This window comes from Vogesella alkaliphila, from assembly GCF_014652475.1.
Taxonomy (GTDB): Bacteria; Pseudomonadota; Gammaproteobacteria; order Burkholderiales; family Chromobacteriaceae; genus Vogesella; species Vogesella alkaliphila.
The window spans coordinates 1-22325 of record NZ_BMYW01000011.1 but is presented as its reverse complement, the minus strand read 5'-3'; the positions used below and the strand labels follow the sequence as shown (position 1 = coordinate 22325).

The following is a 22325-nucleotide window of genomic DNA, read 5'->3' as shown; positions in this document are numbered from 1 at the left end:
CGCCCTCAGTTGCGTTTCTTGGGCACCCACGCCCACACCATCTCGCAGCGGATCGGGGATTCGCCGGATTCGTCGGTCACCACCACATCCACCAGCACGTCGCCCTTCTCTTCCGTCGCCATGCGGCCAACCTGGGCGCGGTCCAGCGTCGCCACCGCCTTCATGTCGCCCTGTGCCCGCTTCAGGTACTCGACCTTCATCGATTTCAGCAGCATCAGCTTGTCGTCCGGCACGTTCATACCAACCACGAAGCCGGTCGCCGTCTCCGCCAGCAGCGCCATCGCCGCCGCGTGCAGGCCCTTGATGTGGTTCTGCACCTTCTTGCGGTTGCGGATGCTGACCACCATGCGCTCGCGGCTGACCTCGTCGAAACGCAGGCCGGCGGTCCCTAGGAACGGGACGAAATTGCCGAATAGCTTGGTGATCGCCCAAGAGCGCAGCCCGCCCGGCAGGGCCGCGGTCTTGTCCACCATGCGGCACATGCTGTTTTTTTGTTGTTCCATCAAACCCTCTTCTCGTGTTGTCGTGTTGTTATCTAGTTGTTATTTGAATGACTACTGGCAGCCAAGCAGCTGCCGTATCTGCAGCTTGACCGATTGCAGCGCCTGCCGGTCGAAGCGCGCCAGCTGCAGCGCGCCCTGCATCGCGGCAAAGACCACGTCGCCCATGCCCTCGGCGCTGCCGGGATAGTGCATCACCCCGGCGTCACGGCCGCGGCGCACGATGTCCGCCGCCCAGCCGCGCATCAGCGCGACAAAGGCCTGCGTCTGCAGCCGCATATCGTCGGGCAGGGTCTGCAGCTCGGCCGACAGGATGCCGCTCGGGCAGATCTGCTGCTGCCCGAAATAGCGGTCGGCCAGCTCGAAGTACTGTTCCAGCTGCTCGTCCGGCGACAGGTCGGCCTGCGCTTGGGTGAAGCGCTCGAAGCGGCGGCAGTAGCGCTCGATCAGCGCCACGCCCAGATCGCTCTTTTTCGGGAAGTGATAGTGGATGGCGGCATTGCGCACCCCCAGCTCGGCACTGATGTGCTGGTAGCTGAAGGCATTGAACCCGCGCGAGAGCATCAGTGCTTCCGCCAGGTCGAGGATTTTTTTGCGCGTATCAGTAATACGGGCGTCGGTTTCAGGCTTCATTCCGCGACTCTACTTACTGGTCAGTAAGGTGTCAATGCACGCCATGCCGTGCTGCTGTTTGCCGCCAAATTATTCGGTTATGATGGCCTTTTACTTTGCCGTACCTCACACGCGTACCTCCCATGAAACTCAAGTTCAGCAAAATGCACGGCCTCGGCAACGACTTTGTGGTGGTGGATGGCATCCGCCAGACGGTAGGCCTGACGCCGGAACGCCTGCGCCAGCTTGGCGACCGCCACCTGGGCATCGGCTTCGACCAGTTGCTGCTGGTGGAAGCCCCGCACGACGGCACAAACGACTTCCGCTACCGCATCTTCAACAACGACGGCAGCGAAGTGGAACAGTGCGGCAACGGCGCGCGCTGTTTCGTGAAGTTCGTCACCGAGCAGAAGCTGACCAACAAGCGCGCCATCCGCGTCGAGACCGCCAAGGGCGTGATCGTGCCGGAGTACCACAGCAACGGCCTGATCACGGTGGACATGGGCGTGCCGCGTCTGAAGTCGCTGGAGATACCGTTCATCGCCGACGGTGACGCCATCACCCACCCGCTGGCCATCGGCGACGACTCGATCGACGTCACCGTGGTGTCGATGGGGAACCCGCACGCGGTTTGCGTCGTCAATAACGTGGACAGCGCACCGGTGGCCCAGCAGGGCCCGCTGGTGGAGTCGCACCCACGCTTCCCGGAGAAGGTCAACGCCGGCTTCATGCAGATCGTGAACCGCGGCGAAATCCGCCTGCGCGTCTACGAACGCGGCGCCGGCGAAACCCTGGCCTGCGGCACCGGCGCCTGTGCTGCGGTGGTGGCCGGCATCCAGCGTGGCCAGCTCGACAGCCGCGTGCTGGTGCATACCCGTGGCGGCGACCTGAATATCGAATGGGGCGGCCCCGGCCATCCGGTGAAGATGACCGGCCCGGCGGTGACCGTCTTTACCGGTGAAATCGAAATCTGAACCTGACAGCGGAGTCGCAGCGTGCAAAACGACGATGTTCTTGCCTTTCTTGATGCCCATCCTGACTTCCTCAACCAGCACGCGCCGCGCTTCGGCCTGAAAAGCAGCCACGATCGCGTGGTAGTGTCCTTCGCCGAGCGCCAGCTGCTGGAAATGAAAGACCAGAACCGCCAGCTGGAAGCCAGGCTGGTACAGCTGGTCCGGCACGGCGAGCAGAACGACCTGATCCTGTCGCGCTGTCACCAACTGAGCCTGGCGCTGATGCAGGCCGACACGCTGGAACAGGCTGCCGACGCCATCGTGCGCACCTTCGACAAGCAGTTCGGCCTGCAGCGCGTGGCGCTGCGGCTGTGGCACGATGCGGCCAACCCCGGCCCGTTCTACAACGCCCGGCAGGACATCCGCCTGCTGGCCGGCAACCTGTGCGCGCCGTACTGCGGCCCCTACGTCAACGACGAGATCCTGAGCTGGTTCCCGACCCAGCCGGTACTGCAATCCTTCGCCACCATCGCGCTGCGCCAGCAGGGCGAGGCCTTTGGCCTGCTGGTACTGGGCAGTGAGGACAGCCAGCGCTTCTCGCAGGACATGCAGACCCACTACCTGGCACAGATGGGCGAGCTGATCGCCGTGGCGCTGCAACGGGTGCTGGCCTCGGCATGACACCCTCCCTCCCCAGCCTGATCCTGCTGTCGCCACTGCTGCTGTACCTGCTGCACGCGCTGTGGCGGCTGATCGCCAGCGACAGCGTGACCGCCGTACTGGCCGTGCTGTCGGCCTACGTCGTCAGCGCCGTCTTCTTCCGGCTGTACCTGCCGTCGCTGGCCCTGGTGCCGGTGTGGCTACCGCTGTTCTATGCCTACCTGTGGCTGGGGCTGGCCGGCGCACTGGCGCTGCTCGGCTGCGGCGAATTTCGCCGCTCCGGCGTACTGCTGCGCGGGCTGTCGCTGAACATGGGCAGCTACTTTCTCAGCCAGGCCTGCCTGCTGGCCGGCATGCTGCTGCTCAATCCGCTGCTGGCCGGACGCCCGCTGCAGGCACTGGCCACGCTGCCGCCGTTTGTCGCGCTCACCGGCTACGCGCTCTACCGCACCCTGCTCGCCATCAGCCGCCCGCAACAGCGCACGCCATGGTGGGCCATCCTGTTCGCGCTGCTGGTGCCACCGCTGCTGCTGGGCTGGATCGCCGAGATCCTGGTGCCGCTGTTCCTGCGCTACCTGTAGATGCAAAAAAAACCGGATGGTGACCATCCGGTTTTTTGTTGGTGCTGCGCTCAGGTGGCTCAGGCGGCGGGCGACTTCAGCACCGTGCCGTCCGGATCCAGCACCGTCAGCGCGATGGCGATGCTCTGGCCGATACTCTGCGACACGGTGCAGAAATCCTCGAAGCTGCCCAGCAGCCGCTCCAGATTGGGCTGCTCCTGCACCGGCTTGCCACACTGCAGCGTGACATCGATACGCGTCACCCGCAGCCGCTTGCGCTCGTTGCGGCTGATGGTGGCCACCGCCTCGCACGACAGCGGCGCGACATCGAGGTGGTACTTGCGCGACGAGAACAACAGGCTGGCACACAGACAGTTGGCCGCCGCCGCCACCAGCAATTGCGCCGGCGACGGCCCGCTATTGTCGCCCAGCGGCGCCGGCTCGTCGGTCAGCAGCCGGTAGTCCCCTCCCTCGAAGCGATTGTCGAAGCGGTAGCTGTCGACCTGAGTCAGCCTTACGATTTCCTGCTGTTGTTCGCTCATCACACTCCCCTTATGCCAAGCTGCGGCCCAGCACCTGGGCCAACGGGCGCAATTGCGCCATCAGACTGCCAAACGCCGCGCCATCCAGCGCCTGCTCACCGTCACACCACGCCTGCGCCGGATCGGGATGCACCTCCAGCATCAGGCCGTCGGCACCGGCCGCCAGCGCCGCGCACGACAGCGCCGGCACCAGCCACGCCTTGCCGCCGGCATGACTGGGGTCGACGATCACCGGCAGGTGCGTCTCGCGCTTCAGCAGCGGAATCGCGGTCACGTCCAGCGTGTTGCGCGCGGCCGGATCGAAGCTGCGCACGCCGCGCTCGCAAAAGATGATGTTGTGGTTGCCGCCGATGGCAATGTACTCGGCGGCCATCAGCCACTCGCTGACCGTTGCCGACAGGCCGCGCTTGAGGATCACCGGCTTGTTGATGCGGCCAACCTCTTTCAGCAGATCGGTGTTCTGCATACTGCGCGCACCGATCTCGATCACGTCGATGTCGTATTCGAGGAAGGTGTCCAGCAGGCGGATATCCATCAGCTCCGACACCACCGGCAGCCCCTGCTGCCGCGCCGCTTCCTGCAGATAGTCCAGCCCGGCCACGCCCAGCCCCTGGAAGCTGTACGGGCTGGTACGCGGCTTGAAGGCGCCAGCGCGCAGCAGGCGGGCGCCGCCTTCGCGCACCAGCCTGGCGGCCTGCTGCATCTGCGGCGCGGTCTCCACCGCGCACGGCCCGGCGATCACCTGCACCGCCGCACCGCCGATGGCCAGCCCGCGCACGTGTACCACGGTATTGTCCGGCTGCACCTCGCGCGACACGATGCGGTAGTCCTTCAACACCCGCAGCGCGCGCTCCACGCCCGGCATCATCTCGAACATGCTCGGCTGCAGCGAGCGCTCGTCGCCGACGGCGCCGATGATGGTGCGCTCGGTGCCGCGCGAGACGTGCTCGCTCAAGCCCGCCGCACGGATCTTGCCGATCACGTCGTCAATGCTTTGCGCACTGGCAGCTGGCGACATCACGATAATCATGAAAACCGTCCCCGTATAAACAGAAAAGCCGGCGAGGCCGGCGACAAGCTCAGATGCGGTCGTGCGACAACCACTTGTTCACCGGCGCCGGCCGGTAGGCATTCATCCTGGCCAGCAGCTCGTCGATGGTATCCGCCACCACGAACAGCTGCAGATTGCCTTCCGCGACAAAGCCCTCGGCCACGCCGTGGCGGATCATCGCCAGCAGCGGATCGAAGAAACCATCGACATTCAGCAACCCGATCGGTTTGCTGTGCACCGACAGCTGGCCCCAGGTCAGCATCTCGAACAGCTCGTCGTAGGTGCCGAAGCCGCCGGGCAAGGCGACAAAACCGCCGGACAGGTCTTCCATCAGCGCCTTGCGCTCGTGCATGGTTTGCGTGACATGCAGCTCGGACAGGCCCTGGTGCGCCAATTCCTTCTCGCGCAGAAAGCCCGGAATCACGCCGATCACACGGCCGCCGGCGGCCAGCGCCGCATCCGCGGCCGCCCCCATCAGGCCGACGTTGCCGCCGCCATACACCAGCGCGATGCCGCGCTGCGCCAGCGTCCGGCCCAGCTCGACCGCCGCCTGCTCGTAAGCGGCGCGCGTGCCCTTGTTGGAACCACAAAACAGGCAAATAGACTGGATAGTCATACGTTTAATCCATCAACGGCCGGCGCGATGCCGGCCTGGCAATATTCAGAGAACGGCTTGCGGGTAGGCGCCGAGCACCTTGACGAAGGAGGTGCGCTCCATCAGCCCTTGCAGCGCCTTGGCGACATTCGGATCGTCGTGGTGGCCTTCGACGTCGATGAAGAACACGTAGTCCCACAGCCCGGCGCGCGATGGCCGCGATTCGAACTTGGTCATCGACACGCCGTTGTCGGCAATCGGTGCCAGCAGGTAGTGCACTGCGCCCGGCCGGTTCGGCGCCGACACGATCAGCGAGGTCTTGTCCTGGCCGGTCTGGCCGACATCCTGGTGCCCCAGCACCAGGAAGCGGGTGGTGTTGTTCGGCTCGTCCTCGATGTTTTCCGCCAGTTTCAGCAGATTGAAGCGCTCCGCCGCCGCCTGACCGGCGATCGCGGCGCAGCTCGCGTCCTCTGCGGCCAACCTTGCCGCCTCGGCATTGCTGGCCACCGACACCCGCTCGACATCGGCCGGCAGGTTCTTGTTCAGCCACTCGTGACACTGTGCCAGCGCCTGGGCGTGGGCATAGACACGGCGAATGCCGTCGGTGCCGGCGCTATTGCGCAGCAGATGATGGTGAATGCGCAGCACCACCTCGCCACACACCTTCAGCGGCGTGCTGACCATCAGGTCCAGCGTGCGGCCAACCGCGCCCTCGGTGGAGTTTTCCACCGGCGCCACCACATAATCCAGCGCCCGCGCTTCCACCAGCCGGAAGGCTTCGTCGATGGAGGAACAGGCGACGGTGCGTGCGGCATGGCCGAAGTGCTTCAGCGTCGCCAGCTGGCTGAAGGTGCCCTCCGGGCCGAGGTAGGCGATGGACAGCGGCTTTTCCAGCGCCAGGCATTCCGACATGATTTCACGGAACAGGCGCGCCACGGATTCGCCGGGCAACGGCCCCGGGTTCTGCTCTTTGATGCGGCGCAGCACCTGCGCCTCGCGCTCCGGACGGTAGATGATGCCGCCGCCCTTGATCTCGCCGATTTCACGGGCGTGCTGGGCGCGCTGGTTGAGAAGGTGGAGAATCTCGATGTCGATGCGGTCGATGGCATCGCGGTGTTGCTTGAGCTGTTGTTCCGACACGATTTACAAGTCTTTCAGTATGACAAACTGGCCTTTTCCGATGGGGTAAGTTTCCGCGAGATAGCCACGCGTAGCAAGCACTGCTTGTACGAAAGACGCACATTCTTCGACATGGGACAAGGCGTTGTCCATCACCAGCAAGGCGCCGGGCGCCAGGATGCGCGTGATCTCCGGCCAGTAGCCGGGATAACGCTGCCGGTCGGCGTCGAGAAACAGCAGATCGACCGATTCGTCGGCGGTATTGGCCAGCACCGAAAACGCGTCGTCGGTGTGCAGCGTCACCACCGGCTCCAGCGCGAACGCCTGCAGGTTGGCGTGCGCCAGCGCAATCTTGTGCGCGGAATGATCGACCGACACCACCTGCCCCTTGTGCGCCTGCGCCGCCAGCGCCAGCCACAGCGTGGAATAGCCGCTGGAGGTGCCGATTTCGAGCGTGATGCGCGCACGGCGGGTGCGTGACAGCTGGTACAGGAAACGCCCGGTCTGCGGCGTGATGGTCAGCCGCTTCTCGGCGCGCGCGGCCGCATGGCGGTCGTGTGCCTCGTTGTCTTCCCACAATTGCTGCAGCCGTGCCAGCCGCTCCCCAGTCAACATGTCATCCCCTTCAGAAACAGGCGGCAATCAGGTTTGCCGCATCGACCACGAAATCGGGGCGCAGGTACGCCCACAGCCCCGCCGACAGCACCAGCGCACCGCACGCCGCCGCCAGCCAGCTCATGACTGAGTCGCTACCGCCGGCACCGGCTGCTCGCGCACTGGCAGGTTGGCCGCAGCGGCCAGCAGCCCCAGCAGTACCGTCAGCCACCACACCACGTCGTAGCTGCCGGTACGATCATACAGCAGGCCGCCCAGCCACACGCCAAGGAAGCTGCCGACCTGATGCGAGAAGAATACCGCGCCCGACAGCATGCCCAGGTGGCGCACGCCGAACAGGCTGACCAGCACGCCATTGGTCAGCGGCACCGTCGACAGCCACAGGAAGCCCATCGCCGCGGCAAACAGCGCCACCGACCACGGCGTCAGCGGCGCCAGGATGAAGGCGGTGACCACGATGCTGCGCAGGAAGTAGATCCCGGCCAGCAGCATCGGCTTCGGCCGGCTGCTGCCGAGGTGGCCGGCGACGTAGGTGCCGGCGATGTTGAACAGACCGATCAGCGCCAGCGCCAGACTGGCCACCTCGCCGGACAGGCCGTGATCGCGCAGATAGGCCGGCAGGTGCACGCCGACGAACACCACCTGGAAGCCGCAGACAAAATAACCGGCCATCAGCAGGCGGAACGAGCGCTGCTGCCAGGCCATGGCAAAGGTCTCGCCCATGCCGCGCAGCATGCCGCCCTGCACGAGCGGCAGCGCCGGCGCCCGGCGGTAGGCCTTTTCCAGCGGCGCCGCCAGCGGCAGCAGCAAGACGGCGGTGGCCGCCAGCACGAACAAGGCCGGCACCCAGCCCAGGCCGTCGATCAGCCCGCGCTCGACCGGCACCATGATGAACTGGCCGAATGAGCCGGCTGCCGCCGTCAGCCCCATGGCGCGGGAGCGGAACTCCGGCGCCACCGCCCGCACGATCACCGAGAACACCACGCTATAGGTGGTGCACGACAGCGCGAGGCCGATCAGCACGCCGGCGGAACCGGAAAGCAGCACGCCGCTGCTGGACAGCGTCATCAGCGCCAGCCCCGCGGCGTAGAGCACGCCGCCGGCCAGCAGCACGCGGCCGGGGCCGTGACGGTCGGCCAGCGCGCCGGAGAACGGCTGCGCCAGCCCCCACACCAGGTTCTGCAAACCCAGCGCGAAGGCAAAGGTTTCACGCGTCCAGCCGAAGGACTGCGTCATCGGCGGCAGGAAGAAACCGAAGCCGTGGCGGATACCCATACTGAGGGTGACCACGGTGCCGGCGGCAAGCAACAGGAACATCAGGGGACGATTGGCTGTCATGGGAAACTCCGGGGCAAGAACGACATGATGCGTGCTTGATGCGCCGGCGGCCAGTCACCGCGGCAAAAACACTGATCCGGATCGCGAACAATGAAAAAACCCGTCCTCGGACGGGTTTTGCGTTGCGGCCAACCTTGTCGCTCAGCCGTGCTGGCGGGCGAAGTCTTCCATGAAGTGCACCAGCGCCTTCACGCCTTCGATCGGCATCGCGTTGTAGATCGAGGCGCGCATGCCGCCGACCGAGCGATGGCCCTTAAGCTGCATCAGGCCGTTCTTCTTCGCCTCGGACAGGAACACGTCTTCCAGCGCCTCGTCCTTCAGGCGGAACACCACGTTCATCTTCGAGCGGTACGGCGCCTGCACATGGCTGTAGTAGAAGCCGTCGCTGCTGTCGATCATGTGGTAGAGCAGGCCGGCCTTCTCGTCGTTGCGCGCCTGCATGCCCTTGATGCCGCCCTGCGTCTTCAGCCACTTGAACACCAGGCCGGCGATGTAGATCGGATAGGTGGCCGGGGTGTTGTACATCGAGTCGGCGTCGGCGTGCACGCGGTAGTCGAGCATGGTCGGCGTCTGCGCCTGGGCGTGGCCGAGCAGGTCTTCGCGCACGATGACCACGGTCAGGCCGGACGGGCCGATGTTCTTCTGCGCGCCGGCGTAGATCAGGCCGAACTTGGACACGTCCACCTCACGCGACAGGAAATCGGACGACATGTCGCACACCAGCGGGGTATCGCCCACTTCCGGCACAAACGGGCACTGCAGGCCGCCGATGGTCTCGTTGGAGGTGTAGTGGAAGTAGGCGGCATCCGGCGTACGCTGCCAGCTGGCCACGTCCGGCACCACTGCGTAGTTGCTGTCGGCGCTGCTGGCCACCACGTTGACACCGGTGTAGCGGCGCGCTTCCTTGACCGCCAGCTTCGACCAGTGGCCGGTATCCAGCACGTCGATATGACCGTCCACCGGCGCCAGGTTCAGCGGCACCATGGAGAACTGCTGCGAGGCGCCGCCTTGCAGGAACAGCACCTTGTAACCGGCCGGGATCGCCATCAGCGCGCGCAGATCCTGCTCGGCATCGTGGATGATCTCCATGAACTCCTTGCCGCGATGGCTCATTTCCATCACGCACATGCCGGAGCCGTGCCAGTCCAGCATTTCCGCCTGGGCGGTTGCCAGCACTTCGTGGGGCAATACGGCAGGACCGGCTGAGAAGTTGTACACCTTGGCCATGACTATCCTCTATTTCTCGTCAAAATCAGGAAGGAGTGCTGAGCAGGAAGTGCGCACGGGCGACAGCGACCGGCTTGCGGCGGTCTTCCTGCCAGGCCTCGATCAGCACGTGCGCCACGCGCTTGCCCTGCTTGGTGATTTCGCACTGCGCATACAGCGTGGTGGCCTTGCCGGAGCGCAGGTAATCCAGCGAGAAGTCCACGATCTTAGGCGCTTCCAGCGACTCGCGGTTCCACATCAGGTGCAGCAAGGCCGCGTTTTCCAGAAAGCCGCCGATCAGGCCGCCATGCAGCGCCGGCAGCGTGGTGTTGCCGACATTGCGCTCGGCGAACGGCAGCGAGAACAGCAGCTCACCGGTCTCGTCTTCGCCGCACGCCACGCCCATCAGCCGGGCGTACGGCACCGCGGCGATGATGTCGGCGAAGCGTTTCTCGTCGCGCAGCGCGAGAAAGGTTTCCATGAACTGGCTCATGCCGCGCCCTCCGCCAGCATCGGTTTCGGGTTGGAGTCGCGCATGAAGGTGGCGACGCCGTGGGCGATCGGATCGTCCGGGCTGTCGTGGTAGCACACGGCACGGGTGAACGCGATCTGGCTGGCCAGCCGGTAGCACTCGGCGGTGCAGTAGATGGCCTTGCCCGGCGTGGCCGCCTTCAGGTAGTCGATGCGCAGGTCCAGCGTGGCGATGGTTTCCAGCTCGGTCATGTGCGCGGTCACCGCGATGGCGCTGCAGGTGTCGACGATGGAGGTGATCACCCCGCCGTGCAGCACGCCGCTGGCCGGATTGCCGACCAGATCGTCGCGCCACTCCACCTTCAGCGTCGGCTTGCGGCCAACGTTGCCGAGGTATTGCATGCCCAGCGTCACGCAGTGCGGGAAGGACACGAACAACGCGCCCGCCGTCGCCAGCAGTTTTTCGTTGGCCGGTGCCAGGTCCGTCATTCTGCCGCGCCCTCGCCCGCCTCAAGGTTGGCCGCAAGCGCGTCACCCTCTTCCGCGGCGTCGTCTTCGCTCTCGGCCACCTTCACCAGACAGATCAGCTTCTCGCCGTCGTCCAGGTTGATCAGGCGCACGCCCTGCGCCGCACGGCCGGTCTCACGCACCTGGTCGACCTTGGTGCGGATCAGCACGCCACCGGTGGTGATCAGCATCACGTCGTCGCTGTCTTCCACCAGGCTGGCGGTCACCAGCGCAAGGCCGGTCTTGTCGGTCAGGTCCATGGCGATCACGCCCTGGGTGCCGCGACTGGTGTGGCGGAACTCGCCGACACGGGTACGCTTGCCGTAGCCGCCGTCGCTGGCGGTCAGCACCTGCTGCTCGTCGCTGTTGGCCACCAGCAGCGAAATCACCTGCTGGCCTTCGCCCAGCGCCATGCCGCGCACGCCGGTGGCGTTACGGCCCATGGCGCGCACATCACTCTCGTCGAAGCGCACCGCCTTGCCGGCATTGGAGAACAGCATGATCTGGTCGTTGCCGCTGGTCAGCGCCACGCCGACCAGCTTGTCGCCCTCGTCCAGCTTGACGGCGATGATGCCGGCCGCGCGCGGCCGCGAGAACGCTTCCAGCGGCGTCTTCTTCACGGTGCCGTTGGCGGTACACATGAACACGAACGGGCCCTTGACCTTGTCGCTGACTTCGATGTCGTCGTCCAGCTCGGCCTCGTTGCCGGTAAACGCCTTCACCGGCAGCATCGCGTTGATCTTCTCGCCTTCCGCCAGTGGCAGCACGTTGACGATAGGCTTGCCGCGGCTGGTGCGGCCGCCCTGCGGCATGTCGTAGACCTTGATCCAGTAGCAACGGCCGAACGAGGAGTAGCACAGCACGTAGTCGTGGGTATTGGCCACGAACAGCGTGTTGATGAAGTCGTCGTCTTTGGTCGCTGCCGCCTGCTTGCCGCGGCCGCCTCGGCGCTGCGACTGGTAGTCGTCGACCGGCTGCGCCTTCAGGTAGCCGGTGTGCGACAGGGTCACCACCATCTCCTGCGGCGTGATCAGGTCTTCGATATTGATGTCGCCGCCGAACGGTTCGATCTCGGAGCGGCGCTTGTCGCCGTACTGCAGCTTCACCGCGGTCAGTTCGTCGTGGATGATCTGGTTGATGCGTTCCGGGCGGGCCAGGATGTCGATCAGGTCCAGGATGGTGTCCATGATCTCGCGGTATTCGCCGACGATCTTGTCCTGTTCCAGGCCGGTCAGGCGCTGCAGGCGCAGGTCCAGGATCGCCTGGGCCTGCACTTCGGACAGGCGGTAACCGTCGCCGTGCAGGCCGTACTCGGCGGCCAGGCCATCCGGGCGGGCGTAGCTCTGGTCGACGCGCGACAGCATGCCTTCCACCAGCTCCGAGCGCCAGGCGCGACCCATCAACGCGGCCTTGGCCTGCGGCGGGGCTTCGGACGCCTTGATCAGCGCGATGATCTCGTCGACGTTGGACAGTGCCACCGCCAGACCTTCGAGGATGTGGCCGCGTTCGCGGGCCTTGCGCAGTTCGAAAATGGTACGGCGCGTCACCACTTCGCGGCGGTGACGCAGGAATTCGTCGATGATCTGCTTCAGGTTCAGCAGGCGCGGCTGGCCGTCGACCAGCGCCACCATATTGATGCCGAAGCTGTCCTGCAGCTGGGTCAGCTTGTACAGGTGGTTGAGCACCACTTCCGGCATTTCGCCGCGCTTGAGCTCGATCACCACGCGCATGCCGGACTTGTCCGACTCGTCGCGCAGGTCGGAGATGCCCTCGATCTGCTTCTCGCGCACCAGCTCGCTGATGCGTTCCAAGAGGCGCGACTTGTTCACCTGGTACGGGATCTCGTCGACGATGATGGCCTGACGGTCGCCCTTGCCGATGTCCTCGAAGTGCACGCGGGCGCGCATGATGGCGCGGCCGCGACCGGTACGGTACGCCTCCTTGATGCCGGCGGTGCCGTAGATGATGCCGGCGGTCGGGAAGTCCGGTGCCGGGATGATGTCGATCAGCTCGTCGATGGTCAGCTCGCTGTTGGCCAGCAGCGCCAGACAAGCGTCGACCACTTCGGTCAGGTTGTGCGGCGGAATATTGGTGGCCATGCCCACCGCGATGCCGGAGCTGCCGTTGATCAGCAGGTTCGGGATGCGCGTCGGCATGATCAGCGGTTCCTGCTCGGAGCCGTCGTAGTTGGGGCCGAAGTCGACGGTTTCCTTGTCGAGGTCGGCCAGCAGTTCGTGCGCGATGCGCGCCATGCGGATTTCGGTGTAACGCATCGCGGCGGCGTTGTCGCCGTCGATGGAGCCGAAGTTGCCCTGACCGTCCACCAACGGGTAGCGCAGCGAGAAATCCTGCGCCAGACGCACGATGGTGTCGTACACCGCGGTATCGCCGTGCGGGTGATACTTACCGATCACGTCGCCGACGATACGCGCCGATTTCTTGTAGGCACGGTTCCAGTCGTTGGAAAGCTCATGCATGGCGTACAGCACCCGGCGATGCACGGGCTTGAGGCCATCTCGGACATCAGGAAGGGCGCGGCCGACGATCACGCTCATCGCGTAATCGAGATAGGAACGGCGCATCTCCTCTTCCAGGCTAATCGGGAGTGTTTCCTTGGCAAAAAGCTGGTCGGTCATGGAAATCCGTAATCATGGCAAAATATTCGATATTCTAACACGAAATGACACCAGAACGCCCGCCAGACAAGCAAAAAGGCCGCTATCGCGGCCTTTTTACCAAGCGACAGGGAACGCTCAGCGCGCGCCGATCTGCAGCTTTTTCTCCAGACGGGAAATCCCCCACGCCATCAACATCGTCAATGCCAGATAGATGAAGGAAATGGTCAGGTACGGTTCCCAGTAGCGCGAGTACACGCCGGCCACGGTGCGCGCGGCGAAGGCCAGTTCGGCCAGGCCGATCGCCGACACCAGCGAGCTGTCCTTGAGCAGCATGATCGCCTCGTTGCCCAGCGGCGGCAGCATGCGGCGGAAGGCCTGCGGCACGATCACGAACTTCATGGTCTGGCCGTAGGAGAGTCCCAGCGAACGCGCGGCTTCCATCTGCCCCTTGTCGATGGACTGAATACCGGCGCGGAAAATCTCGGTGATGTAGGCACCGGCGTTCAGCGTCAGCGCCAGCAGGCCGGAAATGAAGGCACCGTAATTCTGGCGGATGTCGCGGGCGACATCACCATTGACCACCAGGCCGTCCACCGGGTGGATCAGCAGCGGCATCAGCGCAAAGTGCACCAGCAGGATTTGCACGAACAAGGGCGTGCCGCGGAAAAAGGTCACGTAGGCACCGGCCGGCATGCGCACCAGGTAGCGCACCAGGTAACGGCTCAGGCCGTGCGGCGCATCCGCCAGCCGCGCCATGCCCATGAACAGGCCGATCAGGGTGCCGAACACCACCGCCACCAACGTAATGATGATCGTCATTTGCACACCTTCCACGAACAGTGGTGCGTAGTCGGCGATCATTTCCCAGCGAAAATCCATATTGCTTCCCCCTGCAAAAAAACCGGGCCGGCTCGAGGCGGGCCCGGTTCTTCATGCAGCTAATTGATTACTTGGTGCCAAAATACTTGTTGAAGATCTGGTCGTAGGTGCCGTCGGCCTTGATCGCCTTGATGCCGGCGTTGACCTTGTCCAGCAGCTCCTGATTGCCCTTCTTCACCGCGAAGCCATAATACTCCGGCGCGAAGCTCTGCAGGTCTTCCACCGTGGTCATGCCGTGCTGCGGGTTGTTCTTCACGTAGTTGATCACCACGCCGTTGTCACCCACCGCCGCGTCGACACCGCCGGTTTCCAGCTCTTTCAGCGCCAGCGGCATGCTCTCGAAGCGCTTGATGCTGGAGCTGGTCTTGCCCAGCAGCTTCTGCACCACTTCGTCGCCGGTGGTGCCGGTCTGTACCGCCACCTTCTTGCTCTTCAGATCCTGGAAGGTCTTCACGTCGGTCACACCCTTGCCGACCGCGATCAGCTGGCGCGCTTCAAAGTATGGCTCGGAGAAATCCATGCTCTGCTTGCGCTCGTCGGTGATGGTGATCGCCGACGACAGGATGTCGCGATCGCCCTGTGCCAGGGTGGCGAACATGCCTTCCCACGGCGTATTGACGAACTTGACCTTGAAACCGCCCTTGTCCGCTACCGCGCTCAGCACCTCGATGTCGAAGCCGACGATCTGGTTCTGGTCGTTCTGGAACTCGAATGGTGCATAGCTGGCGTCGGTGCCCACCACGTACTCGGCCACCTGCGCCACCGCCGGTGCCGCTTCGCTGGCTGCCGATGCGGCAGGCTCTTCCGCCTTCTTGCCGCAACCGACGACCGCAAAAGCCGACAACAGCATCCCCGCAAGCAGCGTTCTTCTCGTGTTCTTCATACTTGCAATCTCCCTCGATTCACGTATTGACCGTTCGTCCTCGAAACGGCGCGCGTGCTAATATAACAAGCCCGTTACGGTGCCACAACGCACCGCAGCCGGATATTTGTATCTACATTATTTAGCCAACGACATACCCACCATGCCATTGTCCCGTTTTTGCGCTGCAGCACTTGGCGCCCTCATTCTGAGCTGCGCCGGCAACAGCTTTGCCACCGGTGAAGACGCCCCGCTGCCGGGCGACTTCCAGCCGCCACGCCAAAGCAAAGCCGCCAGCAAGGTCGCCCCCGCCAACGGCGGCAGTAATAAAGCAAACGACGTACCCGCGCGCAATATTCAGCCCGCGACAGCGACCGTCACTCAAGATAAAACCAGTAGCCCGCGGGAACAGCCGCGCCGCGAGCGGGCCGAAACACGCCGCAGCAAGCGCGGTGACAGCCAGCCGGCCGCCCGGAAATCGTCACGCCAGCTGAAGCAGGCGGCCAAGACGCAACGTGCCGCCAAGGCGCGCAACAAGCTGCGCAACGGCAAGCAGAGCGTGCGCGGCAACAAGACGGCGCGTGTCGGCAAAAAAGCCGCAGTGCGCCAGCGTGCGGCGAGCAAGCACACCAAGGCCGGCAAGGTGCTCAGCAGCCGCAAGGCCGGCGCCGGCCAGCGCAGCCTTGCCGCCCGCAAGCGCCAGAAAGCGACCGCGAACGCCGCCAAACGCAGCGTCACCGCCAAACGCGGCCCCCACGCAAAGACCAAGGCCAGCCGCACAGCCACCAAGAGCAGCCTCAGGCAGCGCAAGGCGCGCAAAACGCTGAACGCCGGCAACAAGCGCGGCAGCGTCGCCAAAGCCAAGCGCAACAAGACCAGCGCCAAGGCGCGTCGTCACAAGCAGCCGGCCCGCCAGGCGCACTGAGCCATCCGGCAATAGCAGACAAACGGCCCGCCAACAGGCGGGCCGTTTTCATTTCGCGCCATCCGCGCCAACCTGCCCCGGTGCCTGCCGCGCGCTCAACGCACCTGCCGCACGAAGTCGCCGAATGCCGCCACTAGCCGATCCACATCCGCCGCGGTGGTATCCGGGCACACCAGAATCATATTGTGGAACGGAGTGATCAGCAGGCCGCGATTGAGCAGGAACAGGTGCACGATGTGCTCCAGCTCGCTGTCCAGAATCTTGTCCGCCTCGCTGCCGTTGACTGGCGGCACTGCGGTGAACTGGAACTCGGTGCGGGCGCCAATCTGGGTGACGCACCACGGCAACTGATGCTGCGCGATAACGCCGCGCAGCCCTGCGGCCAACCTTTCCGCCAGGCCGAACATGTACTGGTAGGCGCTGTCGGTCATCACCTCGGCGAGATTCGCCCGCATCGCCGCCATGGCCAGCAGATTAGCGGTGAGCGTGGTGCCGATGCCGCTGTGGCCGGGAGGCGCCGTGCGCTTGGCCTCTTCTGCGCGGCGCGCGGTCTGCTCGCTGAAACCGTACACCGCACACGGCACGCCGCCGGCCACCGGCTTGCCGACCACGAACAGGTCCGGCTGCAGACCGTGGGCGCGGGTGTAGCCGCCGGGGCCGCTGCTGATGGTGTGGGTCTCGTCGATCAGCAGCAGCGTGCCATAACGCTGGCACAGCGCCTGCGCCGCCTGCCAGAAGCCCGGCTGCGGCAGCACCATGCCGATATTTGTCATCGCCGGCTCGGCCAGCAGGCAGGCCACCTCGCCATCCTGCAGCACGGCTTCCAGCGCCGCCAGGTCGTTGAACTCCACGCTGCGGGTGTGCTGGGTGATGTCGTACACCTGCCCCAGCAGGCTGTCGCGGGTCTGCGGCTGGCCGTCAACCAGATCAACGAATACATCGTCCACCGTGCCGTGGTAGCAGCCGTTGAAGATCAGCACCTTGCTGCGCCCGGTGATCGCCCGCGCCCAGCGGATGGCAAAGCGGTTGGCATCGGAGGCGGACAGCGCGAACTGCCAGTACGGCAGGCCAAAGCGGCGCGCCAGCTCCTGCGCCACCCACACGCCGTCCTCGCTGGGCAGCATGGCGGTGTAGCCGCGCTGCGCCTGGCGGGCGATGGCCTCGGCTACCGGCTTGGGGCTGTGGCCGAACATGGCGCCGGTGTCGCCGAGGCAGAAATCCACGTAGTCGTGGCCGTCGGCGTCGGTGAAGCGCGCGCCCTGCGCCGCTGCCACGTACAGCGAGAACGGCGTCGACCAGTCGTTCATCCAGTGCAGCGGCACGCCGAACAGCAGGTGGCCGGCAGCCTGGGCCGACAGCTCGCGCGAACGCGGCATGCGGCTGATGAAGGTGTCGCGCTCGGTCTGGTACAGCGCCTGGGCCTGGTCCCAGTTGATGCCATGGCGGATGGTCATGGGTGTCTCCTTGGTATTTGGTGTCAGCTGCGGCCAACGTTGGCCGCAGACAGGCGTTAAACGTGCAGCTGCAGGTGCTCGCGCTCCCAGGCGGTGATGGCGCGGTTGAAGGTCTCGAATTCCTTCTCCTTCACCGCACAGAACGCCTGCACGAACTCCTCACCCAGGATCGTCGCCAGCTCCGGGCAGTCCTGCATCAGCTCCACCGCGTCTTCCAGGCTGCGCGGCAGCTCGTAGTCCAGGTCGTAGGCACTGTCGTTCATCGGCGCGGAAGGCTCGATCTGGTTCACCATGCCCAGGTAGCCGCAGGCCAGCGTCGCCGCCATCGCCAGGTAGGGGTTCACGTCCACCCCGGGCACGCGGTTTTCCACCCGGCGCGCGGCGGGACCGGAAGGCGGGATGCGGATGCCGCAGGTGCGGTTGTCGTAGCCCCAGCGCACATTGATCGGCGCGGCGGTGTGGCGGCTCAGACGGCGGTAGCTGTTCACGTAGGGCGCGAACATCGGCATCGCCCGCGGCAGGTAGCGCTGCATGCCGCCGATGTGGTGGAAGAACAGCTCGCTGGCGCTCCCGTCCGGCTGCGAGAAGATGTTGTCGCCGCTTTCGCTGTCCACGATGCTCTGGTGGATGTGCATCGCGCTGCCCGGCTCGCCTTCCATCGGCTTGGCCATGAAGGTGGCGAAGATATTGTGGCGGTAGGCGGTTTCACGCACCGCACGCTTGAACAGGAACACCTGGTCGGCCAGTGCCATCGCGTCGCCGTGGCTGAAGTTGATCTCCATCTGGCAGGCGCCCACCTCGTGGATCAGCGTTTCCACGTTCAGCTTGGCCGCCTCGCAGAACGCCGACAGCTCCTGAAAGAACGGGTCGAAATCGTTCACCGCGTCGATGGAGAACGACTGCCGCCCCACCTCGGAGCGGCCGGCGCGGCCGGAGGGCGGGCGCAGCGGCTCGTGCGGGTTGGTGTTCTGGCGGATCAGGTAGAACTCCATCTCCGGCGCCACCACCGGCCGCCAGCCGCGCGCCTCGTACAGCTGCAGCACCTTGCGCAACACCGCGCGCGGCGAGATGGCGACCGGCGTGCCGTCGAAATCCTCGCAGTCGTGGATCACCACCGCCACCGGCTCGATCGCCCACGGCACCAGGCGGATGGTGGACGGGTCCGGGCGGCACACCATGTCCGGGTCGTTGGCGCCGGCAAAGCGCTCGAACTCGGCGAACTCGCCGTTGACGGTGATGGTCAGCACCGCCTTGGACATCTTCATGCTGTCTTCGGCCAGGAACAGCCCCTTGGGCACGATCTTGCCGCGCGCCATGCCGGTCATGTCCGGTATCACGCACTCCACTTCATGAATGTTGTGCTCGCGTATAAACGCGGCCAGTTGCTCGTCCATGCTCTCTCTCCTGCGGGCTGCCCCGATTGTTTGTCGCCTGTCGCCTGCCACCCCTGCCCGGCTCGTCCACTCCCTGCCAGGCAGGAAACCGCAGCAAAACGCAGCTCGTGCCGTGCATCGTAGATTTGATCAAATATCCATGTCAACATTTGATCAAATACTAGCAGTGACCACAAAAAAGGCCGCCCCCTCGCGGCCAACCCTGCGCCAGAACGGCGACATCGGGCCCGCACCCAGACCACGGCCACCTTCTGCTATGCTTGCCGCCAATTTGTCCTGACTACGCACCATGAAAACCAGCACCGCCTCCACCCTGCAAGACGAGACCTACGATACGCTGCGCCACTGGCTGATGCTGGGACGCTGGCTGCCGGGCGAGCGGCTGAAGATCCGCCAGCTGGCCGAGGAGCTGGGCGTCAGCCAGATGCCGGTGCGTGCCGCGCTGCAAAGGTTGGCCGCAGAAAAGGCGCTGCTGAACATCCCCAACTGCGGCGTGCAGGTGCCGCAGCTGAGCGAGGCCCAATTCGACGACATCTTGGAAAACCGCATCCTGCTGGAAGGCGAAGCCGCCTTCCGCGGCGCGCAAGGCCTGGCCGCAGCAGAGCGCGACGAGCTGCTGCGGCTGTGCCGCGCGATGGACAGCGCCATCGTCGCGGACGACATCAAGGGCTATCTCGACGCCAATGAGCTGTTCCACCTGCAGCTGTACCGTGCCAGCGGCTCGCCGCTGCTGCTGTCGCTGATCGAAACCGTCTGGCTGCACGTCGGCCCGATCTCCAACCGGCTGCACCAGGATCTGGCCGTGTGGAAGACCATGAACGACGCCCACCACGCGCTGCTGGACGCGTTGCAGGCCGGCGACGCCGATGCGGTACGCCGCGCCATAGAGCAGGATTTGCGCACCGCCGGCAGCTACCTGCGCCTCAGCTGCCGCCCCGGCTGAGCACCGTATTTGCCACGGCCGGCGGCGCTGTTGTGCCAGATCAAGCCGGCCGGTGACGGCTCCTTGTCGTTTGCGCCGGCAAGCACTATACCGGGGGTGAGCAGCCACCACGGCCGCCCTAAGCATCTGATTATCTAAGGAGAATACGATGAGCCTGCTTCCTTCCCGCAGCACCCTGTTCGACGACCTGTTCCGCGATTTCGGCGGCCACGGCTTCTTCATCAAGCCCCTGCACGGCGATGCACTGCCATCGCAGATCAAGCTTGACGTCAAGGAAACCGACGCAGGTTTCACCGTGCTGGCCGAGCTGCCCGGCGTATCCAAGGACGACATCCACGTCGAGATCGAGGGCGCCCAGCTCACCATCAAGGCCGAAGTGAAACAGTTCGACAAACAGAGCAAGGATGAACAGAACCTGCGCAGCGAACGCTACTACGGCATGGTGTCGCGCAGCCTGCAGCTGCCGTCCGACCTGGACCGCGACGGCGCCAGCGCCAAGTACGAAAACGGCGTGCTGACCCTGTCGCTGCCGAAGAAACACAGCAGCGGCAACGGCAAACGCCTGATCGTGGAATAGGCAGTCGCCGCCCGCAGCAAGCCCGGCTCCGGTGGCCGGGCTTTTTCATGCCGGCAGTTGGCGAACAGCGGCCAAGGTTGGCCGCAGGCTGCCGATTTATGATAAAAGAATTTAATTCCCAAGCAAGAACTGCTAGCCATCAATGAAACCATACGAATTCATCAAGGATTACTCCATCGTTACAAACCGGTACGGTCAATGGCCAAGCTTTCACGACGGGGAGGTGCACCGTGTCGTCCTTGAACGGACATACAGGAATGAATCGGGTTCGTATGTCCCGTCTGTCGACTTACAGATACGAGGGTGGATCATGACCCCAGAGGTCACCGATGAGGGCGTCTTCAAGCTTGAGCTCGACTCGATGGTACATATACGATTTGAAGAGGTTTTCGAGCTAGAACTCGATGGCTTAAATCATCAGAACGTTTTGTATGCCCTGAGCTTGGAGCTCTTCACTGATCCGGAAACCAATTCCGTTGCCTTGCGTGTCAACCTAGAACACTGCTTTGGTTTATCTGGGTCATTTTGCGCACGAAGAGCCAAGGTAATTAGCGTGGAGCCATTCACAGAGGTTTAAATGACAGCTAGTCTTCTGAAGATAGGCAGAACAGCCATCCGGATCGTTTCTTGGCGCGCAAAACAGTATTTCATTTGATCTGTTGGTGTGGCGCTGACGCCGGCTAAATGGTTGGGACAGGCGCTTAGTGGGTAGTTTGATATTCATCCCGGCCATATTCAGGAGGTTAATGGCGACACATAGAAATGATTGGCTGAGCGACCGATCACTTCTTTGGTTTTGTCAATTGCGTAATGCGGCTAGCCTTCACTCAAACCAGACAATATTGAACAGATTTATCGTATGCAGTGCGGTGGTGCAGTAACCATAGGGAACTAAGGATAGATAATGACGTTAAGAAAAATACATTTCGCTTTAGGCGTTTGTCTGATGACTAGCTTAAGCGCTTGTGCTGGTTCCTTGTTTGGTGGCACGCAGTGTGCCGGACGAAGCTTGGACCAGGCGTATCGTGATCTACAGGTGCTGACTTTGGCCAAGGCTGCGGTGAGAGGGGACAGCGATGCAATCAGGTCACAGGTGCAACGAGGTGCGGACGTCAACCATCTGGAAGACGGTGCCGTGCCACCTTTACTGTGGGCCATCTGTGCCGACAATGTAGAAGGGTTTGAAGCCTTACTCAAAGCTGGGGCCGATCCCAACCTAGCAGGAAATGGTCATGGAAAGGGAGATGGTAAAGGTCATGGTGTTAAGGAAAACGGCTCCATCATAAGGCAAGAATGGTCTGCCACAGTGATGGCAGCAGGGACCGGTCGGCCCGATTTCCTACGATTGGCTTTGCGCTATGGAGGGGACTTAAATGCCAAACGGGGAGAAGAGGCTCAGGATCGACCTTTGCTACAAGCGGCCTATCATGGGCTATTCGAAAACGTCAAAATCTTAGTGGCAGCGGGTGCAGATATTAATGTTCATGATGAGTTTATGAAGGATAAAACTGCACCCGATTATGCGCTGGGGGTTACGGGGCGGTTCGATATTGCTGTCTGGTTGCTGGAGCAGGGCTATCGTTATAACTTACAGGCGTTAGCCTCAAGTGCAGAGGTGTGTCATGTCCCATTGGATGGCGAGCAACAGCGCTGGAAAGAAAAGCTGATTGGTATGCTGCGGGCTCGTTGTGCCGTTTTTCCGGCGTCTCCTATCGTCAAGAGGGCCTTGCAGGAGCGAGTGGTTCCTGCTGCTGCGGTAGAAGATTTGATCATGGGTCGGAAAAGTATCCTTGATTTCCCGAAACGACAATAAAAGTAAAGTGAAGCTGTTATTTGAATCGACGTCCCCCGGTATTGAGTAGCACGTGACTTTAGCGTCCAATCCACCATGACAAGGAGTTTGGACATGAAGAAACGATTCACCGAAGAACAGATCATCAGCTT

24 protein-coding genes are annotated in these 22325 nt (G+C 63.7%); 8 read left to right on the top strand and 16 right to left on the bottom strand.

The window, feature by feature from the left end; translation table 11 throughout:
- Positions 1–5 precede the first annotated feature (5 nt).
- Positions 6–503: a DUF4442 domain-containing protein gene (locus IE100_RS14060; RefSeq protein ID WP_189374990.1), complete on the bottom strand. Its 498-nt coding sequence runs from the start codon at positions 501–503 to the stop codon at positions 6–8.
- A 51-nt stretch (positions 504–554) separates the two neighbouring features.
- Positions 555–1133, bottom strand: coding sequence for a TetR/AcrR family transcriptional regulator (locus IE100_RS14055; protein ID WP_189374989.1), 579 nt, complete (start codon positions 1131–1133; stop codon positions 555–557).
- 122 nt (positions 1134–1255) lie between these two features.
- Here IE100_RS14055 and dapF point away from each other — a divergent pair, with 122 nt between their 5' ends.
- Genes dapF through IE100_RS14040 form a run of 3 tightly spaced genes read left to right on the top strand, consistent with a single transcriptional unit; the run spans position 1256 to position 3306 of the window.
- Positions 1256–2086: a diaminopimelate epimerase gene (gene dapF, locus IE100_RS14050; protein ID WP_189374988.1), complete on the top strand. Its 831-nt coding sequence runs from the start codon at positions 1256–1258 to the stop codon at positions 2084–2086.
- A gap of 21 nt (positions 2087–2107) precedes the next feature.
- Positions 2108–2746, top strand: a complete 639-nt coding sequence (locus IE100_RS14045) for a DUF484 family protein (protein WP_189374987.1) — start codon at positions 2108–2110, stop codon at positions 2744–2746.
- Complete coding sequence (locus IE100_RS14040; protein ID WP_189374986.1) at positions 2743–3306, top strand: hypothetical protein; 564 nt, start codon at positions 2743–2745, stop codon at positions 3304–3306. The genes IE100_RS14045 and IE100_RS14040 overlap by 4 nt, the downstream gene beginning before the upstream one ends.
- A gap of 59 nt (positions 3307–3365) precedes the next feature.
- Here IE100_RS14040 and IE100_RS14035 read toward each other — a convergent pair whose 3' ends face one another.
- From IE100_RS14035 to IE100_RS13980, 12 genes are all read right to left on the bottom strand, one after another.
- Positions 3366–3827 carry an OsmC family protein gene (locus tag IE100_RS14035; RefSeq protein WP_189374985.1) on the bottom strand — a complete coding sequence of 154 codons (462 nt, stop codon included), beginning with the start codon at positions 3825–3827 and terminating at the stop codon, positions 3366–3368.
- 10 nt (positions 3828–3837) lie between these two features.
- On the bottom strand, positions 3838–4857 hold the full coding sequence (gene aroF, locus IE100_RS14030; protein WP_189374984.1) for a 3-deoxy-7-phosphoheptulonate synthase: 1020 nt from the start codon (positions 4855–4857) through the stop codon (positions 3838–3840).
- Positions 4858–4906: 49 nt separating this feature from the next.
- Positions 4907–5494: an LOG family protein gene (locus tag IE100_RS14025; RefSeq protein WP_189374983.1), complete on the bottom strand. Its 588-nt coding sequence runs from the start codon at positions 5492–5494 to the stop codon at positions 4907–4909.
- Between the two features lie 45 nt (positions 5495–5539).
- Positions 5540–6613, bottom strand: coding sequence for a prephenate dehydratase (gene pheA / locus IE100_RS14020; RefSeq protein WP_189374982.1), 1074 nt, complete (start codon positions 6611–6613; stop codon positions 5540–5542).
- Between the two features lie 3 nt (positions 6614–6616).
- Positions 6617–7207 (bottom strand): O-methyltransferase, encoded by a 591-nt coding sequence (locus IE100_RS14015; RefSeq protein WP_189374981.1) that lies wholly within the window; start codon positions 7205–7207, stop codon positions 6617–6619.
- Positions 7208–7327: 120 nt separating this feature from the next.
- Complete coding sequence (locus IE100_RS14010) at positions 7328–8545, bottom strand: MFS transporter (protein WP_229800392.1); 1218 nt, start codon at positions 8543–8545, stop codon at positions 7328–7330.
- Positions 8546–8686: 141 nt separating this feature from the next.
- Positions 8687–9772, bottom strand: a complete 1086-nt coding sequence (gene serC, locus IE100_RS14005; RefSeq protein WP_189374980.1) for a 3-phosphoserine/phosphohydroxythreonine transaminase — start codon at positions 9770–9772, stop codon at positions 8687–8689.
- A 25-nt stretch (positions 9773–9797) separates the two neighbouring features.
- Positions 9798–10244, bottom strand: a complete 447-nt coding sequence (locus IE100_RS14000) for a PaaI family thioesterase (protein ID WP_189374979.1) — start codon at positions 10242–10244, stop codon at positions 9798–9800.
- Positions 10241–10711 (bottom strand): PaaI family thioesterase, encoded by a 471-nt coding sequence (locus tag IE100_RS13995; protein WP_189374978.1) that lies wholly within the window; start codon positions 10709–10711, stop codon positions 10241–10243. The genes IE100_RS14000 and IE100_RS13995 overlap by 4 nt, the downstream gene beginning before the upstream one ends.
- Entirely contained in the window at positions 10708–13365 is a 2658-nt protein-coding gene (gene gyrA / locus IE100_RS13990; RefSeq protein ID WP_189374977.1) for a DNA gyrase subunit A, read from the bottom strand. Before gyrA ends, IE100_RS13995 begins: the two co-directional genes overlap by 4 nt.
- 117 nt (positions 13366–13482) lie before the next feature.
- On the bottom strand, positions 13483–14226 hold the full coding sequence (locus tag IE100_RS13985; RefSeq protein ID WP_189374976.1) for an amino acid ABC transporter permease: 744 nt from the start codon (positions 14224–14226) through the stop codon (positions 13483–13485).
- 67 nt (positions 14227–14293) lie between these two features.
- A complete protein-coding gene (locus IE100_RS13980; RefSeq protein ID WP_189374975.1) occupies positions 14294–15109 on the bottom strand; it encodes a basic amino acid ABC transporter substrate-binding protein in 816 nt (271 codons plus the stop codon).
- Positions 15110–15188: 79 nt separating this feature from the next.
- On the opposite strand from IE100_RS13980, the gene IE100_RS13975 reads away from it, so the two are divergent.
- The gene (locus tag IE100_RS13975; RefSeq protein ID WP_189374974.1) at positions 15189–16013 is read left to right on the top strand and encodes a hypothetical protein; all 825 of its coding nucleotides are present in this window, start codon (positions 15189–15191) and stop codon (positions 16011–16013) included.
- Between the two features lie 95 nt (positions 16014–16108).
- On the opposite strand, the gene IE100_RS13970 is transcribed toward IE100_RS13975, so the two are convergent.
- Entirely contained in the window at positions 16109–17467 is a 1359-nt protein-coding gene (locus IE100_RS13970; protein WP_189374973.1) for an aspartate aminotransferase family protein, read from the bottom strand.
- Positions 17468–17523: 56 nt separating this feature from the next.
- The gene (locus tag IE100_RS13965; protein ID WP_189374972.1) at positions 17524–18861 is read right to left on the bottom strand and encodes a glutamine synthetase family protein; all 1338 of its coding nucleotides are present in this window, start codon (positions 18859–18861) and stop codon (positions 17524–17526) included.
- A 289-nt stretch (positions 18862–19150) separates the two neighbouring features.
- Between IE100_RS13965 and IE100_RS13960 the strand changes: the two genes are divergently transcribed.
- From IE100_RS13960 to IE100_RS13945, 4 genes are all read left to right on the top strand, one after another.
- On the top strand, positions 19151–19804 hold the full coding sequence (locus tag IE100_RS13960) for a GntR family transcriptional regulator (protein ID WP_189374971.1): 654 nt from the start codon (positions 19151–19153) through the stop codon (positions 19802–19804).
- Positions 19805–19952: 148 nt separating this feature from the next.
- On the top strand, positions 19953–20381 hold the full coding sequence (locus IE100_RS13955) for an Hsp20/alpha crystallin family protein (RefSeq protein ID WP_189374970.1): 429 nt from the start codon (positions 19953–19955) through the stop codon (positions 20379–20381).
- A 142-nt stretch (positions 20382–20523) separates the two neighbouring features.
- Positions 20524–20958 carry an Imm50 family immunity protein gene (locus IE100_RS13950; protein ID WP_189374969.1) on the top strand — a complete coding sequence of 145 codons (435 nt, stop codon included), beginning with the start codon at positions 20524–20526 and terminating at the stop codon, positions 20956–20958.
- A 327-nt stretch (positions 20959–21285) separates the two neighbouring features.
- Complete coding sequence (locus tag IE100_RS13945) at positions 21286–22194, top strand: ankyrin repeat domain-containing protein (RefSeq protein ID WP_189374968.1); 909 nt, start codon at positions 21286–21288, stop codon at positions 22192–22194.
- Positions 22195–22325 lie beyond the last annotated feature (131 nt).